17 protein-coding genes and 3 pseudogenes are annotated in these 16943 nt (G+C 67.3%); 9 read left to right on the top strand and 11 right to left on the bottom strand.

The genetic code is table 11. The features are described 5' to 3' along the window. Positions 1-46: 46 nt before the first annotated feature. The 4 genes from BST14_RS30565 to BST14_RS11315 form a co-directional block, all read right to left on the bottom strand. Positions 47-634: an Rv1352/Rv1906c domain-containing protein gene (locus tag BST14_RS30565; protein WP_083064603.1), complete on the bottom strand. Its 588-nt coding sequence runs from the start codon at positions 632-634 to the stop codon at positions 47-49. Between the two features lie 72 nt (positions 635-706). Beyond that, positions 707-1201, bottom strand: a complete 495-nt coding sequence (locus BST14_RS11325) for an SRPBCC family protein (protein ID WP_083064602.1) — start codon at positions 1199-1201, stop codon at positions 707-709. After that, positions 1201-1842 (bottom strand): nitroreductase family protein, encoded by a 642-nt coding sequence (locus BST14_RS11320; protein ID WP_083064601.1) that lies wholly within the window; start codon positions 1840-1842, stop codon positions 1201-1203. The genes BST14_RS11325 and BST14_RS11320 overlap by 1 nt, the downstream gene beginning before the upstream one ends. Before the next feature lie 21 nt (positions 1843-1863). Next, positions 1864-2346, bottom strand: a complete 483-nt coding sequence (locus BST14_RS11315; RefSeq protein ID WP_083064600.1) for a carboxymuconolactone decarboxylase family protein — start codon at positions 2344-2346, stop codon at positions 1864-1866. Between the two features lie 197 nt (positions 2347-2543). Here BST14_RS11315 and BST14_RS11310 point away from each other — a divergent pair. Then, positions 2544-3458, top strand: a pseudogene (locus tag BST14_RS11310) (LLM class flavin-dependent oxidoreductase); the annotation flags it as partial. Beyond that, positions 3454-4395 (top strand): annotated as a pseudogene (locus BST14_RS29470) (phytoene desaturase family protein); the annotation flags it as partial. The pseudogenes BST14_RS11310 and BST14_RS29470, both read left to right, overlap by 5 nt. Before the next feature lie 10 nt (positions 4396-4405). Here the strand turns inward: BST14_RS29470 and BST14_RS11300 are convergent. The 4 genes from BST14_RS11300 to BST14_RS11285 form a co-directional block, all read right to left on the bottom strand. Then, positions 4406-5029, bottom strand: coding sequence for a YbhB/YbcL family Raf kinase inhibitor-like protein (locus BST14_RS11300; RefSeq protein WP_083064598.1), 624 nt, complete (start codon positions 5027-5029; stop codon positions 4406-4408). A 65-nt stretch (positions 5030-5094) separates the two neighbouring features. Further along, the gene (locus BST14_RS11295; protein ID WP_083064597.1) at positions 5095-5541 is read right to left on the bottom strand and encodes an SRPBCC family protein; all 447 of its coding nucleotides are present in this window, start codon (positions 5539-5541) and stop codon (positions 5095-5097) included. Positions 5542-5593: 52 nt separating this feature from the next. Next, entirely contained in the window at positions 5594-6010 is a 417-nt protein-coding gene (locus tag BST14_RS11290; protein ID WP_083064596.1) for an SRPBCC family protein, read from the bottom strand. Then, positions 6007-6330, bottom strand: coding sequence for an ArsR/SmtB family transcription factor (locus BST14_RS11285; RefSeq protein ID WP_083064595.1), 324 nt, complete (start codon positions 6328-6330; stop codon positions 6007-6009). Before BST14_RS11285 ends, BST14_RS11290 begins: the two co-directional genes overlap by 4 nt. A 95-nt stretch (positions 6331-6425) precedes the next feature. On the opposite strand from BST14_RS11285, the pseudogene BST14_RS11280 reads away from it, so the two are divergent. The 4 genes and pseudogenes from BST14_RS11280 to BST14_RS11265 all read left to right on the top strand — a co-directional run bounded on the left by BST14_RS11280 (position 6426) and on the right by BST14_RS11265 (position 11397). Continuing rightward, positions 6426-7002: pseudogene (locus BST14_RS11280) on the top strand (MBL fold metallo-hydrolase). Positions 7003-7244: 242 nt separating this feature from the next. Continuing rightward, positions 7245-9533: an isocitrate lyase ICL2 gene (gene aceA / locus BST14_RS11275; RefSeq protein WP_083064594.1), complete on the top strand. Its 2289-nt coding sequence runs from the start codon at positions 7245-7247 to the stop codon at positions 9531-9533. Positions 9534-9727: 194 nt separating this feature from the next. Next, the gene (locus BST14_RS30040) at positions 9728-10072 is read left to right on the top strand and encodes a hypothetical protein (protein WP_158085865.1); all 345 of its coding nucleotides are present in this window, start codon (positions 9728-9730) and stop codon (positions 10070-10072) included. A 161-nt stretch (positions 10073-10233) separates the two neighbouring features. Beyond that, positions 10234-11397: an LLM class flavin-dependent oxidoreductase gene (locus BST14_RS11265; RefSeq protein ID WP_083064592.1), complete on the top strand. Its 1164-nt coding sequence runs from the start codon at positions 10234-10236 to the stop codon at positions 11395-11397. Between the two features lie 171 nt (positions 11398-11568). On the opposite strand, the gene BST14_RS11260 is transcribed toward BST14_RS11265, so the two are convergent. Beyond that, the gene (locus BST14_RS11260) at positions 11569-12036 is read right to left on the bottom strand and encodes an SRPBCC family protein (protein WP_083064591.1); all 468 of its coding nucleotides are present in this window, start codon (positions 12034-12036) and stop codon (positions 11569-11571) included. Positions 12037-12247: 211 nt separating this feature from the next. Here BST14_RS11260 and BST14_RS11255 point away from each other — a divergent pair, with 211 nt between their 5' ends. Then, the gene (locus tag BST14_RS11255) at positions 12248-14095 is read left to right on the top strand and encodes a fatty acyl-AMP ligase (protein ID WP_083064590.1); all 1848 of its coding nucleotides are present in this window, start codon (positions 12248-12250) and stop codon (positions 14093-14095) included. Between the two features lie 37 nt (positions 14096-14132). Next, complete coding sequence (locus BST14_RS11250) at positions 14133-14807, top strand: hypothetical protein (RefSeq protein WP_083064589.1); 675 nt, start codon at positions 14133-14135, stop codon at positions 14805-14807. 7 nt (positions 14808-14814) lie between these two features. Here the strand turns inward: BST14_RS11250 and BST14_RS11245 are convergent, their stop codons facing one another. Further along, a complete protein-coding gene (locus BST14_RS11245; protein WP_083064588.1) occupies positions 14815-15594 on the bottom strand; it encodes an SDR family oxidoreductase in 780 nt (259 codons plus the stop codon). Positions 15595-15652: 58 nt separating this feature from the next. On the opposite strand from BST14_RS11245, the gene BST14_RS11240 reads away from it, so the two are divergent. Further along, a complete protein-coding gene (locus tag BST14_RS11240; RefSeq protein ID WP_083064587.1) occupies positions 15653-16129 on the top strand; it encodes a nuclear transport factor 2 family protein in 477 nt (158 codons plus the stop codon). A gap of 51 nt (positions 16130-16180) precedes the next feature. On the opposite strand, the gene BST14_RS11235 is transcribed toward BST14_RS11240, so the two are convergent. After that, entirely contained in the window at positions 16181-16927 is a 747-nt protein-coding gene (locus tag BST14_RS11235; RefSeq protein WP_083064586.1) for a DJ-1/PfpI family protein, read from the bottom strand. Between the last annotated feature and the right edge of the window lie 16 nt (positions 16928-16943).

Raw genomic sequence — 16943 nt, 5'->3', positions numbered from 1 at the left:
GCGAAAAGGGCCGGGCCGCGGAACGCGGCGGGTTCTCTTCGGTGGATCAGGAATGCGGGGCCGGCGGCGCTGGCGAAGCCGGCGGGGCCTGCGGCGGCGGCGAGGCCGAGGGCGCCCGCTGAGCGCCCCCGCCCAGGAGGCTGTTGAGGATTCCAAGCGTGCCCTGCACGCCCGCGGGCGGCGCGCTCGACGGCACCGCAGCGTCCGGTGTCAGCTGCCAGGGCTGGCAGCCCGACGTCTTGAACGCCTTGTCGCCCGGATCGATCTGCACGACCTGCGGTTTCTTCGACATGGCGTTGTCGATGATGGCGCCATCGGGGTTGCCGGTCCGCTTCCAGTAACAGGTGCCGTCGCCGACGGGACCGCCGGAGCTGTATATGCCCGGCACGATGTCGCTACCCACGGCATAAATGCCGTCCTTGTCGATGGACGTCTTCGGACCCGCCGGTGCGGGCGAGGCCTCCGGGGAGCCGGCGGGCGACGGCGACGGCGCTGCCGACGCCCCGGACGCGGGCCCGGGAGCCGGCCCCCGCGTCTCGTCCGGATCGGCGCTGGCGACGACCGTGGACGCGGCCCAGCCGGCGACCATCAGACTCGCAGCAACCATCCTTGCCGCAGCAGGTTTTGCACCCATAGAGATCGAGGGTACCGGGGTAGACAACCCAATTCACATCGTTGTGAAATCTTCCGGACCGGCAAAGAACGGCTAGTCGAGCCGCCGCACCCGGCCCGCGTATCCGAGCGCGCGCTCGTAGGTCTCGAGGTTGTCGCGGGAAATCTTCGCGTGCACCGGGCGTTCGAGGAAAAAGCGCAGCACCGGGTTGTAGGCGTGGTACGTCTCGTGGAATGTCAGCACGGTGGTGCCGTCCGGCTGCTCTTCGAGCCGGTGATATCCCTCGGCGCGTGACCACAGCGGGGCGCCGACGGCGACGTAGCGCGACACCTTGTTGAGTTCGGCCTCCGTCACGGTCTCCCAGGACCGCGCCCTACCGCCGGTCAGCAGGTACTTGGGCACTTCGAAGATGCAGGTGCGGACCAGGCCCTCGCCGGCTTCGTTGCCCTCGTTGAGGATTTCCATGCTGCCGGTCGGCCACTTGAGCACCCGTGGCCGCGGGGCGTTCGGTGGGGGCGGCGGATGCAGCACCCGCCAGACTTTGTGCGGCGGCGCATCGATGTGGAATCGCACGGTGTAGGACCGCATCAGCTATCTCCGACGGCCCGTTCCCAGGCGTCCCAGTACGTGATGGTCTCCGCGGGCGGCCGCTTGGCCGGCCGGAAGTCGGTGCCGGTCGTGTAGGCGACGGGGAACAGCGCGGCCTGCGTGACGGTGGGCGGAATGCCCAGCAGCTCGGCGACCTCTTTCTCCTTGAACAGATGCATCGTCGTCCACACCGACCCCAGCCCCCGCGATCGCAGTGCCAGCAAGAAGCTCCACCCCGCGGGAATGATCGATGCCCAGGCGGCCGCGGCGATGCCCGGTTCGGCGGTGTCGATGCGCTCGGTGAGGCAGGGGATGACATGCACGGGCACCTCTGCCAACGTCTCGGTCAGGCTCATCGCGCTCTGATACACCCGCTGCGTCTGGGCGTCGCTCGCGTTGTCGGCCGCGTAGGCCAGATACTGCGCGCCGATGCTGCGGTAGATTTCGGCGATCGCGGCGCGCTTGTCCGCGTCGGTGATGACCAGCCAGCGCCAGTTCTGCGTGTTGCTTGCCGTGGGCGCCTGCATCGCCAGCCGGATGCACTCCAGGATCACGTCGCGACCGACCGGGCGGGTCAGGTCGAGGCGTCTGCGAACCGACCGCGTGGTGCTCAGCAGCTCGTCGACGGTGGCGATGTCCATGGGGTCCTTTCCGATGCGTGATCAAAGGTCGATGGCGCAAGACTGGTCGACGCCCAGCACGCTCAACGAGCGTCCCAGCCCAAGGAAGACGGCGACGCACAGCGTGAGATCCAGGATCTCTTCGTCGGAGAACGACTGCCGAAGTCGTTGGAAGAAGGCATCGTCCATCGATGCGTGGTCGGTGGCGAAGCGTTCGGCGTACTCGATGCAAAGGCGTTGGCGCGGAGTGTATCCCGGATAATCGGCGTATGCGGCGACGTTTTCGTACAGCTCGGGCGCCACGCCGGCATCGCGCACGGACTGGGCGCGGAAATCGGCGCAGGCGACGCAGTCGTTGATCAAGGCGATGCGCATCCGGGCCAGCTCCCGCTCCTCGGCCGGCAGGATGCTCTGCTGATATGCGCCGCGGATCATGCATTCGACCATGCCGGCGAGTTGTGGCCGCAGCGTCCAGATCATGGCGGCTTCGCCGCCGGGGCCATCCGGCACATTGAGACGGGCCATCGCGAACTCCTGCCCGGGGAAGAGAAGTACTGAGCTGAGCAAACCAGATCCTGGTCGCCGAGGCCAGGCATAGACCCGCAAACGCCTTGCCGATCCCCCGCCGCACAAAGCCCGGGCCGCGCCGGGCGGGCGCAATGGAGTAGGCGGTTACTCGAAATCTACGAGTTGCTCGGTGGGAGGCTGCGACTATGCCAGTTATGAGTAAGTTTCGGGTAGGACTGGGCAACCAGATCATCAATTCGCGATACTCCGCGACGGCGTTGGCGCGCACCGATTACTTGACCGCAGCGACGGCCGGCCTTGACGCCTACTGGGTGGGTGATCATCTCAATTCGCTGTTTCCCGGTCGCTTTACACGCCGCAGTACGTCGGGGTGGCGAAAGTAGCCCCAAAAATCGACGCATGTCTAGAGCCCTGGACGCTGCTCGGACACCTCGCCGCTCGCAGCCGCTTCGGACGCGTCCGGCTCGGTGTCGGCGTCACCGACGCCAGCCGCCGCAATCCCGCGGTCACCGCACAAGCGGCCGCTACTCTGCACTTGATTAGCCGAGGCCGCGCCATTCTGGGCATCGGCGTAGGGGAGCGTGAAGGCAACGAACCCTACGGTGTCGATTGGACCAAGCCGGTGGCGCGATTCGAAGAAGCACTCGCCACCATCCGTGCTCTGTGGAACTCCGGTGGCGAACTCTTCTCGCGGGACTCGCCATACTTTCCATTGCGCAATGCGGCGTTTGATCTTCCGCCCTACCGCGGCAAATGGCCCGAGATTTGGGTCGCCGCCCACGGTCCGCGCATGCTACGAGCCACCGGCCGCTACGCCGATGCTTGGTTTCCGGCGGCTGTGATGCGGCCCAAAGACTATGCACAAGGCCTGCAAGCGGTCCGCACGGCGGCGTCCGACGCCGGGCGCGACCCCATGACGATCACCCCGGCAATTTGGTTGTTCGTCGTCACCGGCGGCAGCCGCGAGGAGGTCGACGAAATCCTGAATTCGAACGCCTCGAAGGCTTTCGCGCTGAACATTCCGGCGGAAACGATGGGCCGACCATGGCGTGGAGCATCCAATGGGTGCTGATTTCTTCGGCGCAAAAGACTTCTTTCCCCGTCAACTCCTATCGCGGCCCGTATACCCCGGGCAGCGCAGCATGTTTGGCGTTCGCGCTGGCCGTGCCCCAAGACGACGCGGCCAGCACCGCGATGATGACCAAACTGAAGGGTGGCATCGGTGCCCTCACCGATCACCTGCGTGAGCTATTCGTCTCCCATGGCGACGCGATCCGGTTTCGCACCAGGGTCGAAGAGATCCTCGTCGCCGGGCACCGGGTGACCGGCGTGCGGCTGCGCGACGGGTCGACGGGTCTCGGCACCGATCGTGGTGTCCAACCTGTCGCCCGACATCACGCTCACCGGGCTGATCGCACCCGAACATGTTCGGCCGCAACTGGTCTCGCGTGTCTCCGGTCGTGACCACCGGGCGTCGTTCGTGCCCCGCCATACGAGTTCCTCAACGACGAAGGCATGCAACAGTCGGTCGGAATCTTCGGGTCACCCGAGGAGCAGCAGTTGCACTGGGAAAACTGTCGCCGGGGCGTCGTTCCGGACAACCCGTCGATGGGCCTGCAGATTCCGTCGGTGCACGATCCCGGCATGGCGCCGCCCGGCAAGCACGCGGCCAGCGCGTTCGCTTACGCGTTCCCGGTCGAAGTCGCCCGCGACCAGCATGGACACCTCAAAAGCGAGATGGCGCAACGGGTTATCGACAAGATCGCCCGGTTGGCGCCGAACTTTAAGGATATCGTGATCCGCCGCATCACCTTCGCGCCCCACCACATGAACACCATGTTCGGCGCACCCTCGGGCGACTTCTGCCACGGGCTGTTGCACCCCGACCTCATGGGTCCGAACCGGCCCGGCCCGAAGGGCTTTGTCGATATGGCCATCGGAATCGACGGTCTGTATCTCGCCGCCGCCGGATGCCACGGCGGGCCCGGGATCACGTTCACTCCCGGCTACAACGCCGGCTATCAGGTTCTCGACGGCGCGTCGTGACGAGGGAGAATCAGCCGCCGAACACGCCGGTGAGCTGAGCCTGTGCGGTCGCGGCACCGCCGATCGTCTGCGCCGCCCGCACCCCGGCCAGGCCGGCGGGCAATCGATATCCGTCGGGCAGTTGATAAAGGGTGAACCGGTAATGATGGGTGCCTGTTCCCGCCGGGGGACAGGGCCCCTTGTAGGCCGGCTGGCCGGCCGTATTGGGCAGGGAGGTCGCCCCGGCCGGGGTCTGCCCATCGGCGGTAGTCCCCGAACCGGGCGGGATCCCGACGACGACCCAATGGACGTACAGCCCGTTGACGGCGTCGGGATCGTCGACCACCAGGGCGGCACCCAACGGCGCCGACCACTCCAACGGCGGCGCGATGTCGGCGCCCTTGCAGGTGAACTGCACCGGAATCGGCGCCCCGTCGGCGAAAGCCGGACTGCTGATGGTCAGCGGGCCGGCCGCGGGTGCGCGCGGCGCCGTGCGGCCCAGGGTGGTGACCTTCGGGGGCGACGACGTCGTCATGTGGTTCTCACCGTGGCCGCCGCAGCCGGCCAGCACCGGGGCAATAGAAGCCGGGGCAATAGAAAGTGCGCCGATGATCGCTGTGATTCGGTGCAGCCTGCCCGCCGACGTCCGTTCCATGACTACCAGTCTGACTCGCGCGCCCGCGCTCGGGAAGGACCCGACTTCACCCGAGCGAGGACTCGCTACCTTCCGCGCTTCTCGACTTCGAGGACCCGCTTACGCAGTCCCTCAGTGGCCGTGTCCATCAGGCTCTTGGCCCCCCTCTTGACCAAGAATCCGGGGACTGGGGCCACCAGGTCGACGGTGAGCTCGAAACGAACCCGGGTCGCATCCCCTTCGGGGATCAGGGTGTAGCGACCCTCTTGAGCGCGTTGCTGTTTGGCGCTGACCAAGGTCCAGCCCACGCCGTCGTCGTGAACGGTGTATGCGAGCTCCTGTTCGTCGCTGACGCCGACGAGCTTGACGACCTGTCTGGATCTGGTCGGATGGTTCTGGTCATCGCGCTCGAGCACCTCGACCTTCTTGTGCGCCGGCGACCACTCGGTCAACGACTCGAGGTCGAACAGCACATTCATGATTGGGTCGGGCGTCGCCTCGATGACCACGTCGCGAGAATCGGTGATAGCCATCTCGGGGAGATAGCCAACGCGGTGCGGCTCGAAACCCGGTCACGAGGGGGCGTCAGGGACGCGGTCGAGCGCCCAGCGCAGCGAGCCGGGGGAGGACGACGTCGCGCCATCCCGCCCCCATGCGCTCGAATGCCCGCGCCATGCGGCCGTCGTCCAGGTCAAAGCCGCTGTGTTCCAAGAATACTCGGGTGCCGTTGCCTTCGGCTTGCAGTCGCCAGGTCAGCGTCCAGGCGGCGGTGAACGTGTAGGCGAACAGGCGCGGCGCGTCGACCTGGATCACCCTGCACGGCTGCTCGCCGTAGCCCGGCATGTCGAGAGTGAACTGGTGCCCCACCACCGCGGCCACCTGATCCTCGGCCCACCACAGCTTCAGCAGCGCGGGTTCGGTGAGCATTCGCCACACCGTGTCCGGTGGCGCCGCCACGAATTGGTCCACCCGGATGGTCGCGAACCGCGACGTCTCGGTCATTTCAGCTCCTTTGCTACCTCGGCGAGCTTGGCCAGTCGGCCGCGCCAGAACTTCTCGAAGGGTTGCAGCCAGTCGCCGAGTTCCGCCAACGGCTCCGCGGTCAGGCGGTAGATGCGGTGCCGCCCATGCGGCTGGTCGGCCACGAGTCCCGCGTCGCGCAGCGCCTTGAGGTGTTCGGCGACCGCGGGCCGGCTGAGTTCGAACCGTTCGCTGAGTTCCCCGGCCGAGAGCGGTCGTTCGAAGAGGATCTCCAGCAGTTCGCGCCGCACCGGGTTAGCCAAGGCGAGAAGGACGCGGTCGACGCTAGCCACAGCCACCATCTTATGTCGGGTATTCCCGACATGTCAACTATTTCCGACATAATGCCGGGCATAATCCGCGTCCGGCGGGGGCCGGGGCGGCTACCTTCCTGGGTGTGCATCTCGTCTGGGAACGGCTGTCCTATGGCGTGCACCGCTGCCGGCTTCCGTTCTGCGACGTGGCCATCGGGTTGGTATGCGGCAACACCGGTGCATTGCTCGTCGACACCGGGACCACCCTGGCGGAGGCGGTCGCGATCGATGCCGACGTCCGGCTGCTTGCCGGACGTGCGGTGAGCCATATTGTCTTGACACACAAGCACTTCGACCACGTGTTGGGTTCGTCCCAATTCACCGGAGCCCACGTTCACTGCGCCCCCGAGGTGGCCGCTCATCTTTCCTCGGCGACCGGCCACATCCGCGCGGACGCGCTGCGTCACGGCGCTGGTGGTCGCCCCCGGCACGAACGCCGGCGAGCCGGCCGTCGTGTTCACCGGCGACTTGGTGGAAGAATCCGGCGCCCCAGCGATCGATGACGACTCCGATGCCGAGTCATGGTCCGTGACCCTGGACCGGCTGTTGGCCCTGGGCGGCCCGGAGGCGATGTACGTTCCGGGCCATGGCAACGTCGTCGACGCGGGGTTCGTCCGGCGCCAGCGGGACTGGCTGGCCCGTCGCGCGGCCGCACCGTGATCGATATCGTGGCGAAAACTATTGGCTCGCAAGGCATGTGGCACTGCCGCAGCGCGGCGGCGTGGCGGAGGTGCGTTGTGCGCAACGGACGGGTCGGCGCCGATCATCGATCCGCCGTCGAAAAGGTCTCGCAAGTGCAGGGTGCGACAACAGTTTTGGCTCAAGTCCTTCGACCCCTGATTGAACTGCCATTCCCGGGGATAGACTCACGTTCAGTGGATTCGTGAAGAGGAGCGTAAGACATGGCAATCATTGACACGGACACGCAAGTCCGGCCATCGTTCGAAGACGAGGTCGCTGCCACCCAGAAATACTTCGACGACCCGCGCTTCTCCCGCATCACCCGCCTCTACACCGCCCGCCAGGTCGCCGAGCAGCGCGGCACCATCCCCACCGACTACACCGTCGCCCGCGATGCGGCGGCCGCATTCTACGAGCGGCTGCGCGAGCTGTTCGCCGAGAAGAAGAGCATCACGACGTTCGGCCCCTACTCGCCCGGGCAGGCCGTCGCCATGAAGCGCATGGGCATCGAGGGGATCTACCTGGGCGGTTGGGCGACGTCGGCCAAGGGTTCCACCACCGAGGATCCCGGACCCGACCTCGCCAGCTACCCGCTGAGCCAGGTACCCGACGACGCCGCGGTGTTAGTGCGAGCGTTGCTGACCGCCGACCGCAACCAGCACTACCAGCGCGTGAGCATGAGCGAGAAGCAGCAGGCGACCGCTACGCAGTACGACTACCGGCCGTTCATCATCGCCGACGCCGACACCGGCCACGGCGGCGACCCGCACGTGCGCAACTTGATCCGCCGGTTCGTCGAGGTCGGCGTGCCGGGGTACCACATCGAGGACCAGCGCCCCGGCACCAAAAAGTGCGGCCACCAGGGCGGCAAGGTGCTGGTGCCGTCAGACGAGCAGATCAAACGGCTCAACACCGCGCGCTTTCAGCTCGACATCATGAAGGTGCCGGGCATCATCGTCGCCCGCACCGATGCCGAGGCGGCCAACCTACTCGACAGCCGGGCCGACGAGCGCGACCAGCCGTTCCTGCTCGGCGCCACCAACCTCAACATTCCGTCGTACAAATCCTGTTTTCTGGCGATGGTGCGCCGCTTCTACGAGCTGGGTGCCAAAGACATCAACGGTCACCTTCTTTATGCGCTCCCCGAGGGGGAGTACGCCGAGGCCGGGGCCTGGCTGGAGCGACAAGGCATCCAGGACGCCATCTCTGACGCGGTCAACACGTGGCGTGGGGACGGCCAACAGTCGATCGGCGACCTGTTCGACCAGATCGAGTCGCGGTTCGTGGCGGCTTGGGAGGACGACGCCGGGCTGATGACCTATGGCGAGGCCGTGGCCGAGGTGCTCGAATTCGATGCCAGCGAGGGCGAGCCGGCCGACATTAGCGTCGACGAGTGGCGGGCTTTCGCGGCACGCGCATCCCTGTACTCCGCCAAGAAAAAAGCGAAGGAATTGGGCGTCGACCCGGGTTGGGACTGCGAGCTGTCGAAGACCCCCGAGGGCTACTATCAGATCCGCGGCGGCATCCCGTACGCCATCGCGAAATCACTGGCGGCCGCGCCGTTCGCCGACATCCTTTGGATGGAGACCAAGACCGCCGACCTGGCCGACGCCAAGCAGTTCGCCGACGCCATCCACGCCGAGTTCCCCGACCAGATGCTGGCCTACAACCTGTCGCCGTCGTTCAACTGGGACACCACCGGTATGACCGATGAGCAGATGAGGCAGTTCCCCGAGGAACTGGGCAAGATGGGCTTCGTCTTCAACTTCATCACTTACGGCGGACACCAAATCGACGGCGTCGCGGCCGAGGAATTCGCCACCTCGCTCCAACAGGACGGCATGCTGGCGCTGGCCCGCCTGCAGCGCAAGATGCGTCTGGTCGAATCCCCTTACCGCACACCGCAAACCCTGGTCGGCGGCCCCCGCAGCGACGCGGCGCTGACCGCCTCGTCGGGACGCACCGCGACCACCAAGGCGATGGGCGAGGGCTCGACCCAGCACCAGCACCTGGTGCAGACCGAGGTGCCGAAGAAGCTGCTCGAGGAGTGGCTGGCGATGTGGAGCGACAACTACAGCCTGGGTGAAAAGCTGCGCGTGCAGCTGCGGCCCCGCCGGGCCGGCTCGGACGTGCTGGAACTGGGGATCTATGGCAACGACGACGAGCAGTTGGCCAACGTCGTCGTCGACCCGATCAAGGACCGGCACGGCCGCAGCATCCTTCAGGTCCGCGACCAGAACACCTTCGCCGAGAAGCTACGGCAGAAGCGGCTGATGACGCTGATCCACCTGTGGCTGGTGCACCGCTTCAAGGCCGACGCGGTGATCTACGTGACGCCGACCGAGGACAACCAATATCAGACCTCGAAGATGAAGTCGCACGGCATCTTCAGCGAGGTCTATCAGGAGGTCGGCGAGATCATCGTCGCCGAGGTGAACCGGCCCCGCATCGCCGAACTGCTGCAGCCCGACCGCGTCGCGCTGCGCAAGCTGATCACCAAGGAAGATTAGCCAGCACCCGACGGCCCATCACGCCTGCGTGTCAGGCCATCTTTGACGGGCGCGATTTCGCGATCGGAATCTGTTTGCGCCGCGAGGCCCCGGGGTAAGAAAAAGTGGGCGGCGCGCAGTGGCGCATGTGGAGATTGGGGGATCTGATGAGATCTGGACCGAGGACGGCGGTCGCACTCTTCGGTGGTGCGACAATGCTCGTGTTATCGGTCGCCTGCGGCGGCGGTCATAAGGGCGGCCCAAGCAGCACCACGACCCCGACGACGACACCGTCGTCCAGCGTCGCGCCCTCCTCAATACCCGGTGGCGAGCCGGGTGGCCCGACCGGTGGCGGCGGACCCGGCGGGGGTGGCGGCAGCGTGCCCGGCGGCCCGACCGGCGGCGGTGGCCCTAATGGCGGCGGCGGCAGCGTGCCCGGCGGCCCGACCGGTGGCGGCGGACCCGGCGGGGGCGGCGGCAGCATTCCGGGCGTCGGCGGTGGCGGCGGCGGTCCGGGCGGCGGCGGAGGTTGCGTCGGCAACGTCTGCGGCGGCTACTGATCGCTCGCTGAGCCAGCGCACAAAGCGCAATACCAAGACTTGCCCCCTAGCCGGTGGGGCCGGGATCACCTGGCCCCATCGGCTGAACCCCTGTCTGGGGCTAGGGTCGCAGCCACAATCCGGGTTATGGTTCTGGCCAACTCGGATGCAAGGGGACTTCGATGGCGAAGCTGCGATTCGGATACTTCATCGCCCCGTTCCACCGCGCGGGCACCAATCCGACGCTGGCCCTGCAACGCGATCTCGCCTTCGTTGAGCACCTCGACGCCTTGGGCTTCGACGAAGTCTGGTTGGGCGAACACCACTCGGCAGGTAGCGAGATCATCAGTGCCCCAGAGATTTTCATCGCCGCCGCCGCCGAACGCGCCAAGCGGATCCGCTTCGGCACGGGCGTCATCTCGCTGTCGTACCACAACCCGCTGTGGGTCGCCGACCGGTTGATGCTGCTGGATCACCTCACGCACGGCCGCATCATCGGCGGCGTGGGGCCGGGTTCACTGCCCAGCGACTCGTCCATGATCGGGCTCACCCCGACCGACACCCGCGAGCTGCTGGAAACCAATCTCGACATCGTCGCGCGGCTGCTGGCGGGCGAGACGGTCAGCGCCAAGACCGCCACCCATCAGCTCGTCGATGCCAAGCTGCAGCTTGCCCCCTACTCCGACGGCGGGATCCCGCTGTCCGTCGCCGCGGTCGCCTCACCGACGGGCGCGCGGTTGGCGGGTAAGCACGGCATCGGCCTGCTGTCCATCGGGGCGACGCTGACCGTCGAGGGTTTCAACGCGCTGTCCTACCACTGGGGCATCGTCGAGGAGCGCGCCGCGGCCTTTGGCACGCAGGTCGACCGCAAGAACTGGAGCCTGGTCGGTTTGTTCCACCTCGCCGAGACCGAGAAGCAGGCCCGCGAAGAGGTCAAGTTCGGCATCGAGCCGTGGTTCCGGTATTTCCAGAAGGTGGCCGCGTTCCCGCAAATGACGATGCCGGGTGAGCAGCTCGACGAAATGATCGACGTCATCAACGACAACGGTGCGGGCGTGATCGGCACGCCCGAGCGGGCGCGCGAACAAGTGCAGCGGCTCTGGGACCAGTCCGGCGGGTTCGGCTGCATGCTGCAGATGGGTCACGAATGGGCCAACCCCGCCGCCACCCGACGGTCCGCCGAGTTGTTCGCCGCCGAGGTGATGCCGCACTTCCAGGGCCAGGCGCAGCCGACGCTGGACGCCGCCGCGCGCGCCGGCCAGGCCCGCGAGAACCTGGCGCAGTCGCAGTTGGACGCCGTCGCACACATGACCAAGAAGTATCAGGACGAGGTCGAGGCGAAATAGCGACTCGTGGCGAGCGGCTTCATGTGGAGGCGGTTTCGCGGGCGACGACGACGGCGATCGAGCCCATCTGCCAGCAACAGCAAATGTACGAAAACCAGTTCAACGACCCGTAATTCGTGAATGCAAGCGTGGCGGCCGCTTAGTGCGGCCGTCATGCGTCATGCGGGCAGGTCAGCGCCCGGCGCGCGATTCCCGTTCGGCCGCTTTCACCAGCCGGCCCGCGAAGAACCGCACCGCTCCACCCATGGCGGCTCGCATCAGCGGACCCGTCCCGCGAACGCCTTCGGTGAACGAACCGGTCCAGCGAATGTCGGTCCCGCCCGCCGCATTCGGCGTCAGGACCACCTCGCCGCCGTAATCCCGGGCCGGGGTGCGCGGGCCCACGAGCTTGTAGGCGTGGCGGCGGTCCGGCTCGTACGCGACGGTTTCCTCCTGCACGTAGACGGGCCACATGCCCACCTTGCGAACGGCCCCGACGCCACCGGGCGCTGGGTCGCCCTGACGCGCCCAACTCGAGTGCACGACGATCGGCTTGGCCCATCGCGACCAGTTGGCGCCGTCGGCAACCAACCGGAACACCGTCGCGGCAGGCGCACTGCTGGTGCGGGTGACCTCGAAGGAATATTTGCGGCCCGGCATAACGACTCCTCGTGATAGCAAAGGGACGGCCCTGGACGCCGCTCGCCGGTAGGCTACCGCCCGACCCGCGCCGCGGGCGGATCGGGTTGATCGTCTCCGTGCGCCCCGCGCCCGAGTGGCCCGCCCGCGGCGGCGAATGCCCGCGCCGCTGTTGCTGTTTGCCGATTCACCGGCGCGGGGACCAACGCCTCGGCTTGCCTAGACTGCAGTCATGGATCGCGGTTCCCGGCGCGACGGCCCGGCTGCCGGTGGCCTACTTCGCATCGAAGACTGCCTGGACGCCGCGGGCCGTGTGGTGCTGCCGAGCGGGGTCACCCTGATTTCGCTCATCGACCGCAACATCGCGAACGTCGGTGACACCGTGGCGTATCGCTATCTCGATTTCAGCCGCTCGGCGGATGGGGAAGCCGACGAGGTGACGTGGGCCCAGTTCGGTGTGCGGCTGGAAGCCATCGGCGCCCGCATCCAACAAGCCGTGGGCCGCGCCGAGCGCGTTGCCGTTCTTGCGCCGCAGGGCATCGATTACGTCGCCGGGTTCTACGCGGCGGTGAAGGCCGGAACCATCGCGGTGCCGTTGTTCGCCCCGGAGCTGCCCGGGCACGCTGAACGCCTCGATACGGCGCTGCGAGATTCGGAACCCACCGTCGTACTGACGACGACGGCCGCCCAAGAGGCGGTGGAGGCGTTCTTGACCGGCCATCCGCATCTGCGCCGGCCGCAGGTGATCGCCATCGACCAGATACCCGACTCGTCCGGGGCGTCGTTCGTGCCCACCGAGCTGGGCATGGACGACGTCTCGCACCTGCAGTACACATCGGGCGCAACCCGGCCGCCCGTCGGCGTTGAAATCACCCACCGCGCGGTGGGCACCAACCTGGTGCAGATGATCCTGTCGATCGACCTGCTGGACCGAAACACCCACGGCGTCAGCTGGTTACCGCTCTACCACGACATGGGTTTGTCGATGATCGGCTTCCCGGCCGTCTATGGCGGCCACTCCACGCTGATGTCTCCGACCGCGTTCGTCCGCCGCCCGCAGCGCTGGATACAGGCGCTGTCTGACGGGTCCCGGCAGGGCAACGTCGTCACCGCCGCACCGAACTTCGCCTACGAGTGGGCGGCGCAGCGCGGACTGCCCGGACCCGACGCGGAGATCGATCTGCGCAACGTGGTGATGATCATCGGCTCCGAACCGGTCAGCATCGACGCCATCAAGACCTTCAGCAAGGCGTTCGCGTCCTACGGGTTGTCGCCCACCGCGTTCAAACCCTCCTACGGCATCGCCGAGGGCACGTTGTTCGTCGCGACCATCGCGCCAGCCGCCGCGCCGACGGCGGTTTACCTCGACTCGGAACGGCTGGGCGCCGGATTGGCGGTGCGCGTCGAGGCCGATCATCCGCACGCCGTCGCGCAGGTGTCGTGCGGTCAGGTCGCGCGCAGCGCGTGGGCCGTCATCGTCGATCCCGCCAGTGGATCGGAGTTGCCGGACGGCGAGGTGGGCGAAATCTGGTTGCAGGGCCTCAATGTCGGCCGCGGCTACTTCAGAAGGCCCGACGAGACGCGGCGGACCTTCGCCGCCAAGCTGCACTCGCGGCTCGCCGAGGGCAGCCACGGCGACGGCGCCGATCTGGACGGCTTTTGGCTGCGCACCGGGGACTTGGGCGTGTATCTCGACGGCGAGTTGTACGTGACCGGCCGGGTGGCGGACCTGGTGACGATCGATGGCCTCAACCACTACCCGCAGGACATCGAGGCCACCGTCGCTGAAGCGTCCGAGATCGTTCGCCGCGGTTACGCGACGGCGTTTTCCGTTCCCGCCGTCGATGACCCGGATGCCGCCCGGCTGGTGGTTGTCGCCGAGCGCGCGGCGGGCACCAGCCGTCAGGATCCGCAACCGGCGATCGAGGCGATCCGCACGGCGATCGCGCAGCGGCACGGCCTGAGCGTGTCGGACGTGCGTCTGCTGCCGGCCGGCGCCATCCCGCGAACCACCAGCGGCAAGCTGGCCCGCAGGGCCTGTCGCGCGGAGTATCTCGCCGGCACCCTGGGCGTGCGCTGACCGGGAGTCAACGCGCGGTTGCTGGCATCCTGGCCATGTGGGTCTGATATTCCGGTTGGCGGAGCTGTTGATCGTCATCCTGCCGCTGACGGGCGCGATCGTCGCCGCCGTACGCGCGTTCGGCACCTACCGACGGCGCGCCGACGAGCGGTCGCGGGAGTTCGACCGGGAACCGTTGCCCGGCGCGCCCGCCGAGGGCTCGGGCAGAAATCAAGCCGCCCAGTGGCGCGCGATCCGGCGCGTGCTCGATGAGCACGGTCGCACGGATGCCCGCTGGCTCGAGTACGAACTCGATGTCGCCAAGCTGCTGGACTTCCCGCTGATGACCGACATGCGCGAGGCCAACACGATCGCGTTCCATAAGGCCAAGCTGCGCGCCGACTTCCTGCGCCCGGTAAAGGCCGAGGACCTGCTCGACGACCGCGACGGCGCCGAACAGTACATGGCCGCGGTCGAGGACTACGTCACGGCGTTCAACGCCGCCGAGGCAGAGGCGATCCGCCGGCGCCGCAACGACTTCTCCCGGGCGGATCAGCAGCGAATTGCGCGGGCGCAGAGCCTGTTTCGGGTCGCGGCCGACCCCGCGGCCGCCGCCCGGGAACGTCAACGCGCCTATGATGTGGCCCGCAGCGAGCTCGAGGGCCTGCTGGTCTTGCCGTCGGCGACGCAAACGAACCTGGAGCGCGGGATCTCCGGCGAGCTGGAGCGATAGGGCCGCGCTAGGGGCAGGTGTATCCGCCGTCGATCACGACGTCCGAACCCGTCATGTAGCTGGACGCCTCGCTGGCCAGATACACGTAGAGGCCGGCGAGTTCCTCGGGGCGCCCGATGCGGCCGAGCGGTATTTTCGGCTCCCAATGGCGGTGATACTCCGTCAACGGCTCGACGAGCTCGGTGAGGATGTAGCCCGGGCTGACGCTGTTGACCCGAATGTTGTGGGGTGCGAACTCGACCGCCATGGCCTTGGTCAACTGGATGACGGCCGACTTGGCGGCGCAGTAGTGGCCGACCTGTTGCGGAACGTTGATGATGCTGCCCGACATGGACGCGGTGTTGATGATGACGCCGCCGCGCCCCTGGGTGACCATCGCCCGAGCCGCCGCCTGCGCGGTCAGGAAGACTCCGGTTACGTTGGTGTCCTGGATCCGCTGGAAGTCCTCCGGCGACATGTCCAGCATCGGGACGACCGCGATGATGCCGGCGTTGCAGACCGCGATGTCGATGCCGCCCAGCTCCGCGGTCACCCGGTCGATCATGCTGTTCACCTGGTCGGGCTGGGTCACGTCGCATCGGATCGGCACGATCTCGCCTTGAGAATCACCGCCGTCCGCCGCAAGCTTCGCGGCGACGTGGTGCAAGCCGTCGAGGTTTCGCGCCGCGATCGCCACGTGGGCGCCGGCTTGCAGGTAGGCCTGCGCGACTTTCCTGCCGATGCCGCTGGACGCCCCGGTCACCAACGCCCGCTTGCCGCGCAGGCTGAACAAGTCCAACACGTTCATTCGAACTCCCCATACGTACGAGCGACCCGAAACCGAAACACGTTCTAGTGTGTCCGCTATGGGCAAATTCACCAGGGCAGAAATCGATGAAGCCGTCGCGAACTACACCAAGGTCGTCGAAGGGTGCAGCGCTTCCGGAGACTGGCGACCGTTCGCGGACCTCTTCACCGAAGACGTTGTCTACACCGAGCATCACTACGGCGTCTTCCACGGACGCGAGGCGGTCCGCGACTGGATCGTCGCGGTGATGGCGCCGTTCCCGCACATGCGATTTCCCAGTGACTGGATCGCTCACGACGAGGACAACGACGCCGTCGTCGTCATGATCAAGAACCTGCTCGACCACCCGACCGATCCGAACGGTGAACCGTTCTGGTTTCCCAACTGGACCCGCCTGGTCTACGCCGGCGACGGGCTGTTCTCCAGCGAGGAAGACATCTACAACCCGGACCGGGACGCTCCCGGCGTGGTTGCGGCGTGGATGCGGGCCGGCGGACAGCTCGCCACCACCGAGATCCTGCAGCCCCAGCCGTAGCGGCGCCGCCCTGACCGCCCGGCGTGCACTCTGCGACGGTGCGACGGCGTGTCACGTCGTGAATTGCACGCTCCGCGGCCGCCTGCGCCGCCGCGACCGGACCTTGCCCAACGCCTGATCCCAGGCAAGCAGGGTCGTGGCCTTCACGTTGGCGGGCTTCACGCTGTCGCGGGACAACAGCGCCGTCGCGGCGGCCTTAATCGTCGCCGAGGCCTTCGACATGTGGCCCGAATCGAATGGGGGCTGCGGGTCGTATTCGAGCGCGAGCTGGATTGCCTTGGCGCGGGATTCGCCGGCGATCTGTCCGGCCAGCCACAACGCGAGGTCGAGCCCGGCGGACACGCCGGCACTGGTGACGATGTTGTCGGAATGCACGATGCGTTCGTCGGTCACCGGGACCGCGCCGAAGGCCCTGAGCGCGGGGATCGTCAGCCAATGTGACGTCGCCCGCCGGCCGTCGAGCAGCCCCGCGGCCGCCAAGATCACCGACCCCGAGCACACCGACGTCGTCCAGCTCGCGCTGCCGTGGGCCCGGCGCAGCCAATCGAGCAACGCGTCGTCGCGGGCATGAACCGGAGTGGACGGACCGCCGGGCACGAGAGTGACGTCGGGGCAGGGTGTTTCGGCCAGGGAGTGGGTGGCGCCGATGACCAGCACCCCGGAGTCCGCGGTGATCGGTCCGGCCTCGTGCCACACGAAGCGCACCTCGGCGCCCGGCAGGTTGCGCAGCACCTCGTACGGCCCGATCATGTCGAGCGCAGTGAACCCGGGGTAGGCCACGATCGCGATTTGGGTCATCGATGTCGTCCTTTCG

This window comes from Mycobacterium arosiense ATCC BAA-1401 = DSM 45069 (assembly GCF_002086125.1).
Lineage (GTDB): Bacteria > Actinomycetota > Actinomycetes > Mycobacteriales > Mycobacteriaceae > Mycobacterium > Mycobacterium arosiense.
The sequence above is the reverse complement of the archived record's forward strand: the minus strand, read 5'-3'. Positions and strand labels throughout refer to the sequence as shown.

What these genes read in the sequence shown, in the direction of transcription:
- BST14_RS11240 (WP_083064587.1), top strand. Translation starts at nt 15,653, where the DNA reads ATGGGCAAATTCACCAGGGCAGAAATCGATGAAGCCGTCGCGAACTAC.
- BST14_RS11290 (WP_083064596.1), bottom strand. Translation starts at nt 6,010, where the DNA reads ATGACCGAGACGTCGCGGTTCGCGACCATCCGGGTGGACCAATTCGTG.
- BST14_RS11320 (WP_083064601.1), bottom strand. Translation starts at nt 1,842, where the DNA reads ATGGACATCGCCACCGTCGACGAGCTGCTGAGCACCACGCGGTCGGTT.
- BST14_RS30565 (WP_083064603.1), bottom strand. Translation starts at nt 634, where the DNA reads ATGGGTGCAAAACCTGCTGCGGCAAGGATGGTTGCTGCGAGTCTGATG.
- BST14_RS11325 (WP_083064602.1), bottom strand. Translation starts at nt 1,201, where the DNA reads ATGCGGTCCTACACCGTGCGATTCCACATCGATGCGCCGCCGCACAAA.
- BST14_RS11260 (WP_083064591.1), bottom strand. Translation starts at nt 12,036, where the DNA reads ATGCCGGGCCGCAAATATTCCTTCGAGGTCACCCGCACCAGCAGTGCG.
- BST14_RS11235 (WP_083064586.1), bottom strand. Translation starts at nt 16,927, where the DNA reads ATGACCCAAATCGCGATCGTGGCCTACCCCGGGTTCACTGCGCTCGAC.
- BST14_RS11245 (WP_083064588.1), bottom strand. Translation starts at nt 15,594, where the DNA reads ATGAACGTGTTGGACTTGTTCAGCCTGCGCGGCAAGCGGGCGTTGGTG.
- aceA (WP_083064594.1), top strand. Translation starts at nt 7,245, where the DNA reads ATGGCAATCATTGACACGGACACGCAAGTCCGGCCATCGTTCGAAGAC.
- BST14_RS11265 (WP_083064592.1), top strand. Translation starts at nt 10,234, where the DNA reads ATGGCGAAGCTGCGATTCGGATACTTCATCGCCCCGTTCCACCGCGCG.
- BST14_RS11300 (WP_083064598.1), bottom strand. Translation starts at nt 5,029, where the DNA reads ATGGAACGGACGTCGGCGGGCAGGCTGCACCGAATCACAGCGATCATC.
- BST14_RS11315 (WP_083064600.1), bottom strand. Translation starts at nt 2,346, where the DNA reads ATGGCCCGTCTCAATGTGCCGGATGGCCCCGGCGGCGAAGCCGCCATG.
- BST14_RS11255 (WP_083064590.1), top strand. Translation starts at nt 12,248, where the DNA reads ATGGATCGCGGTTCCCGGCGCGACGGCCCGGCTGCCGGTGGCCTACTT.
- BST14_RS30040 (WP_158085865.1), top strand. Translation starts at nt 9,728, where the DNA reads ATGCTCGTGTTATCGGTCGCCTGCGGCGGCGGTCATAAGGGCGGCCCA.
- BST14_RS11295 (WP_083064597.1), bottom strand. Translation starts at nt 5,541, where the DNA reads ATGGCTATCACCGATTCTCGCGACGTGGTCATCGAGGCGACGCCCGAC.
- BST14_RS11285 (WP_083064595.1), bottom strand. Translation starts at nt 6,330, where the DNA reads ATGGTGGCTGTGGCTAGCGTCGACCGCGTCCTTCTCGCCTTGGCTAAC.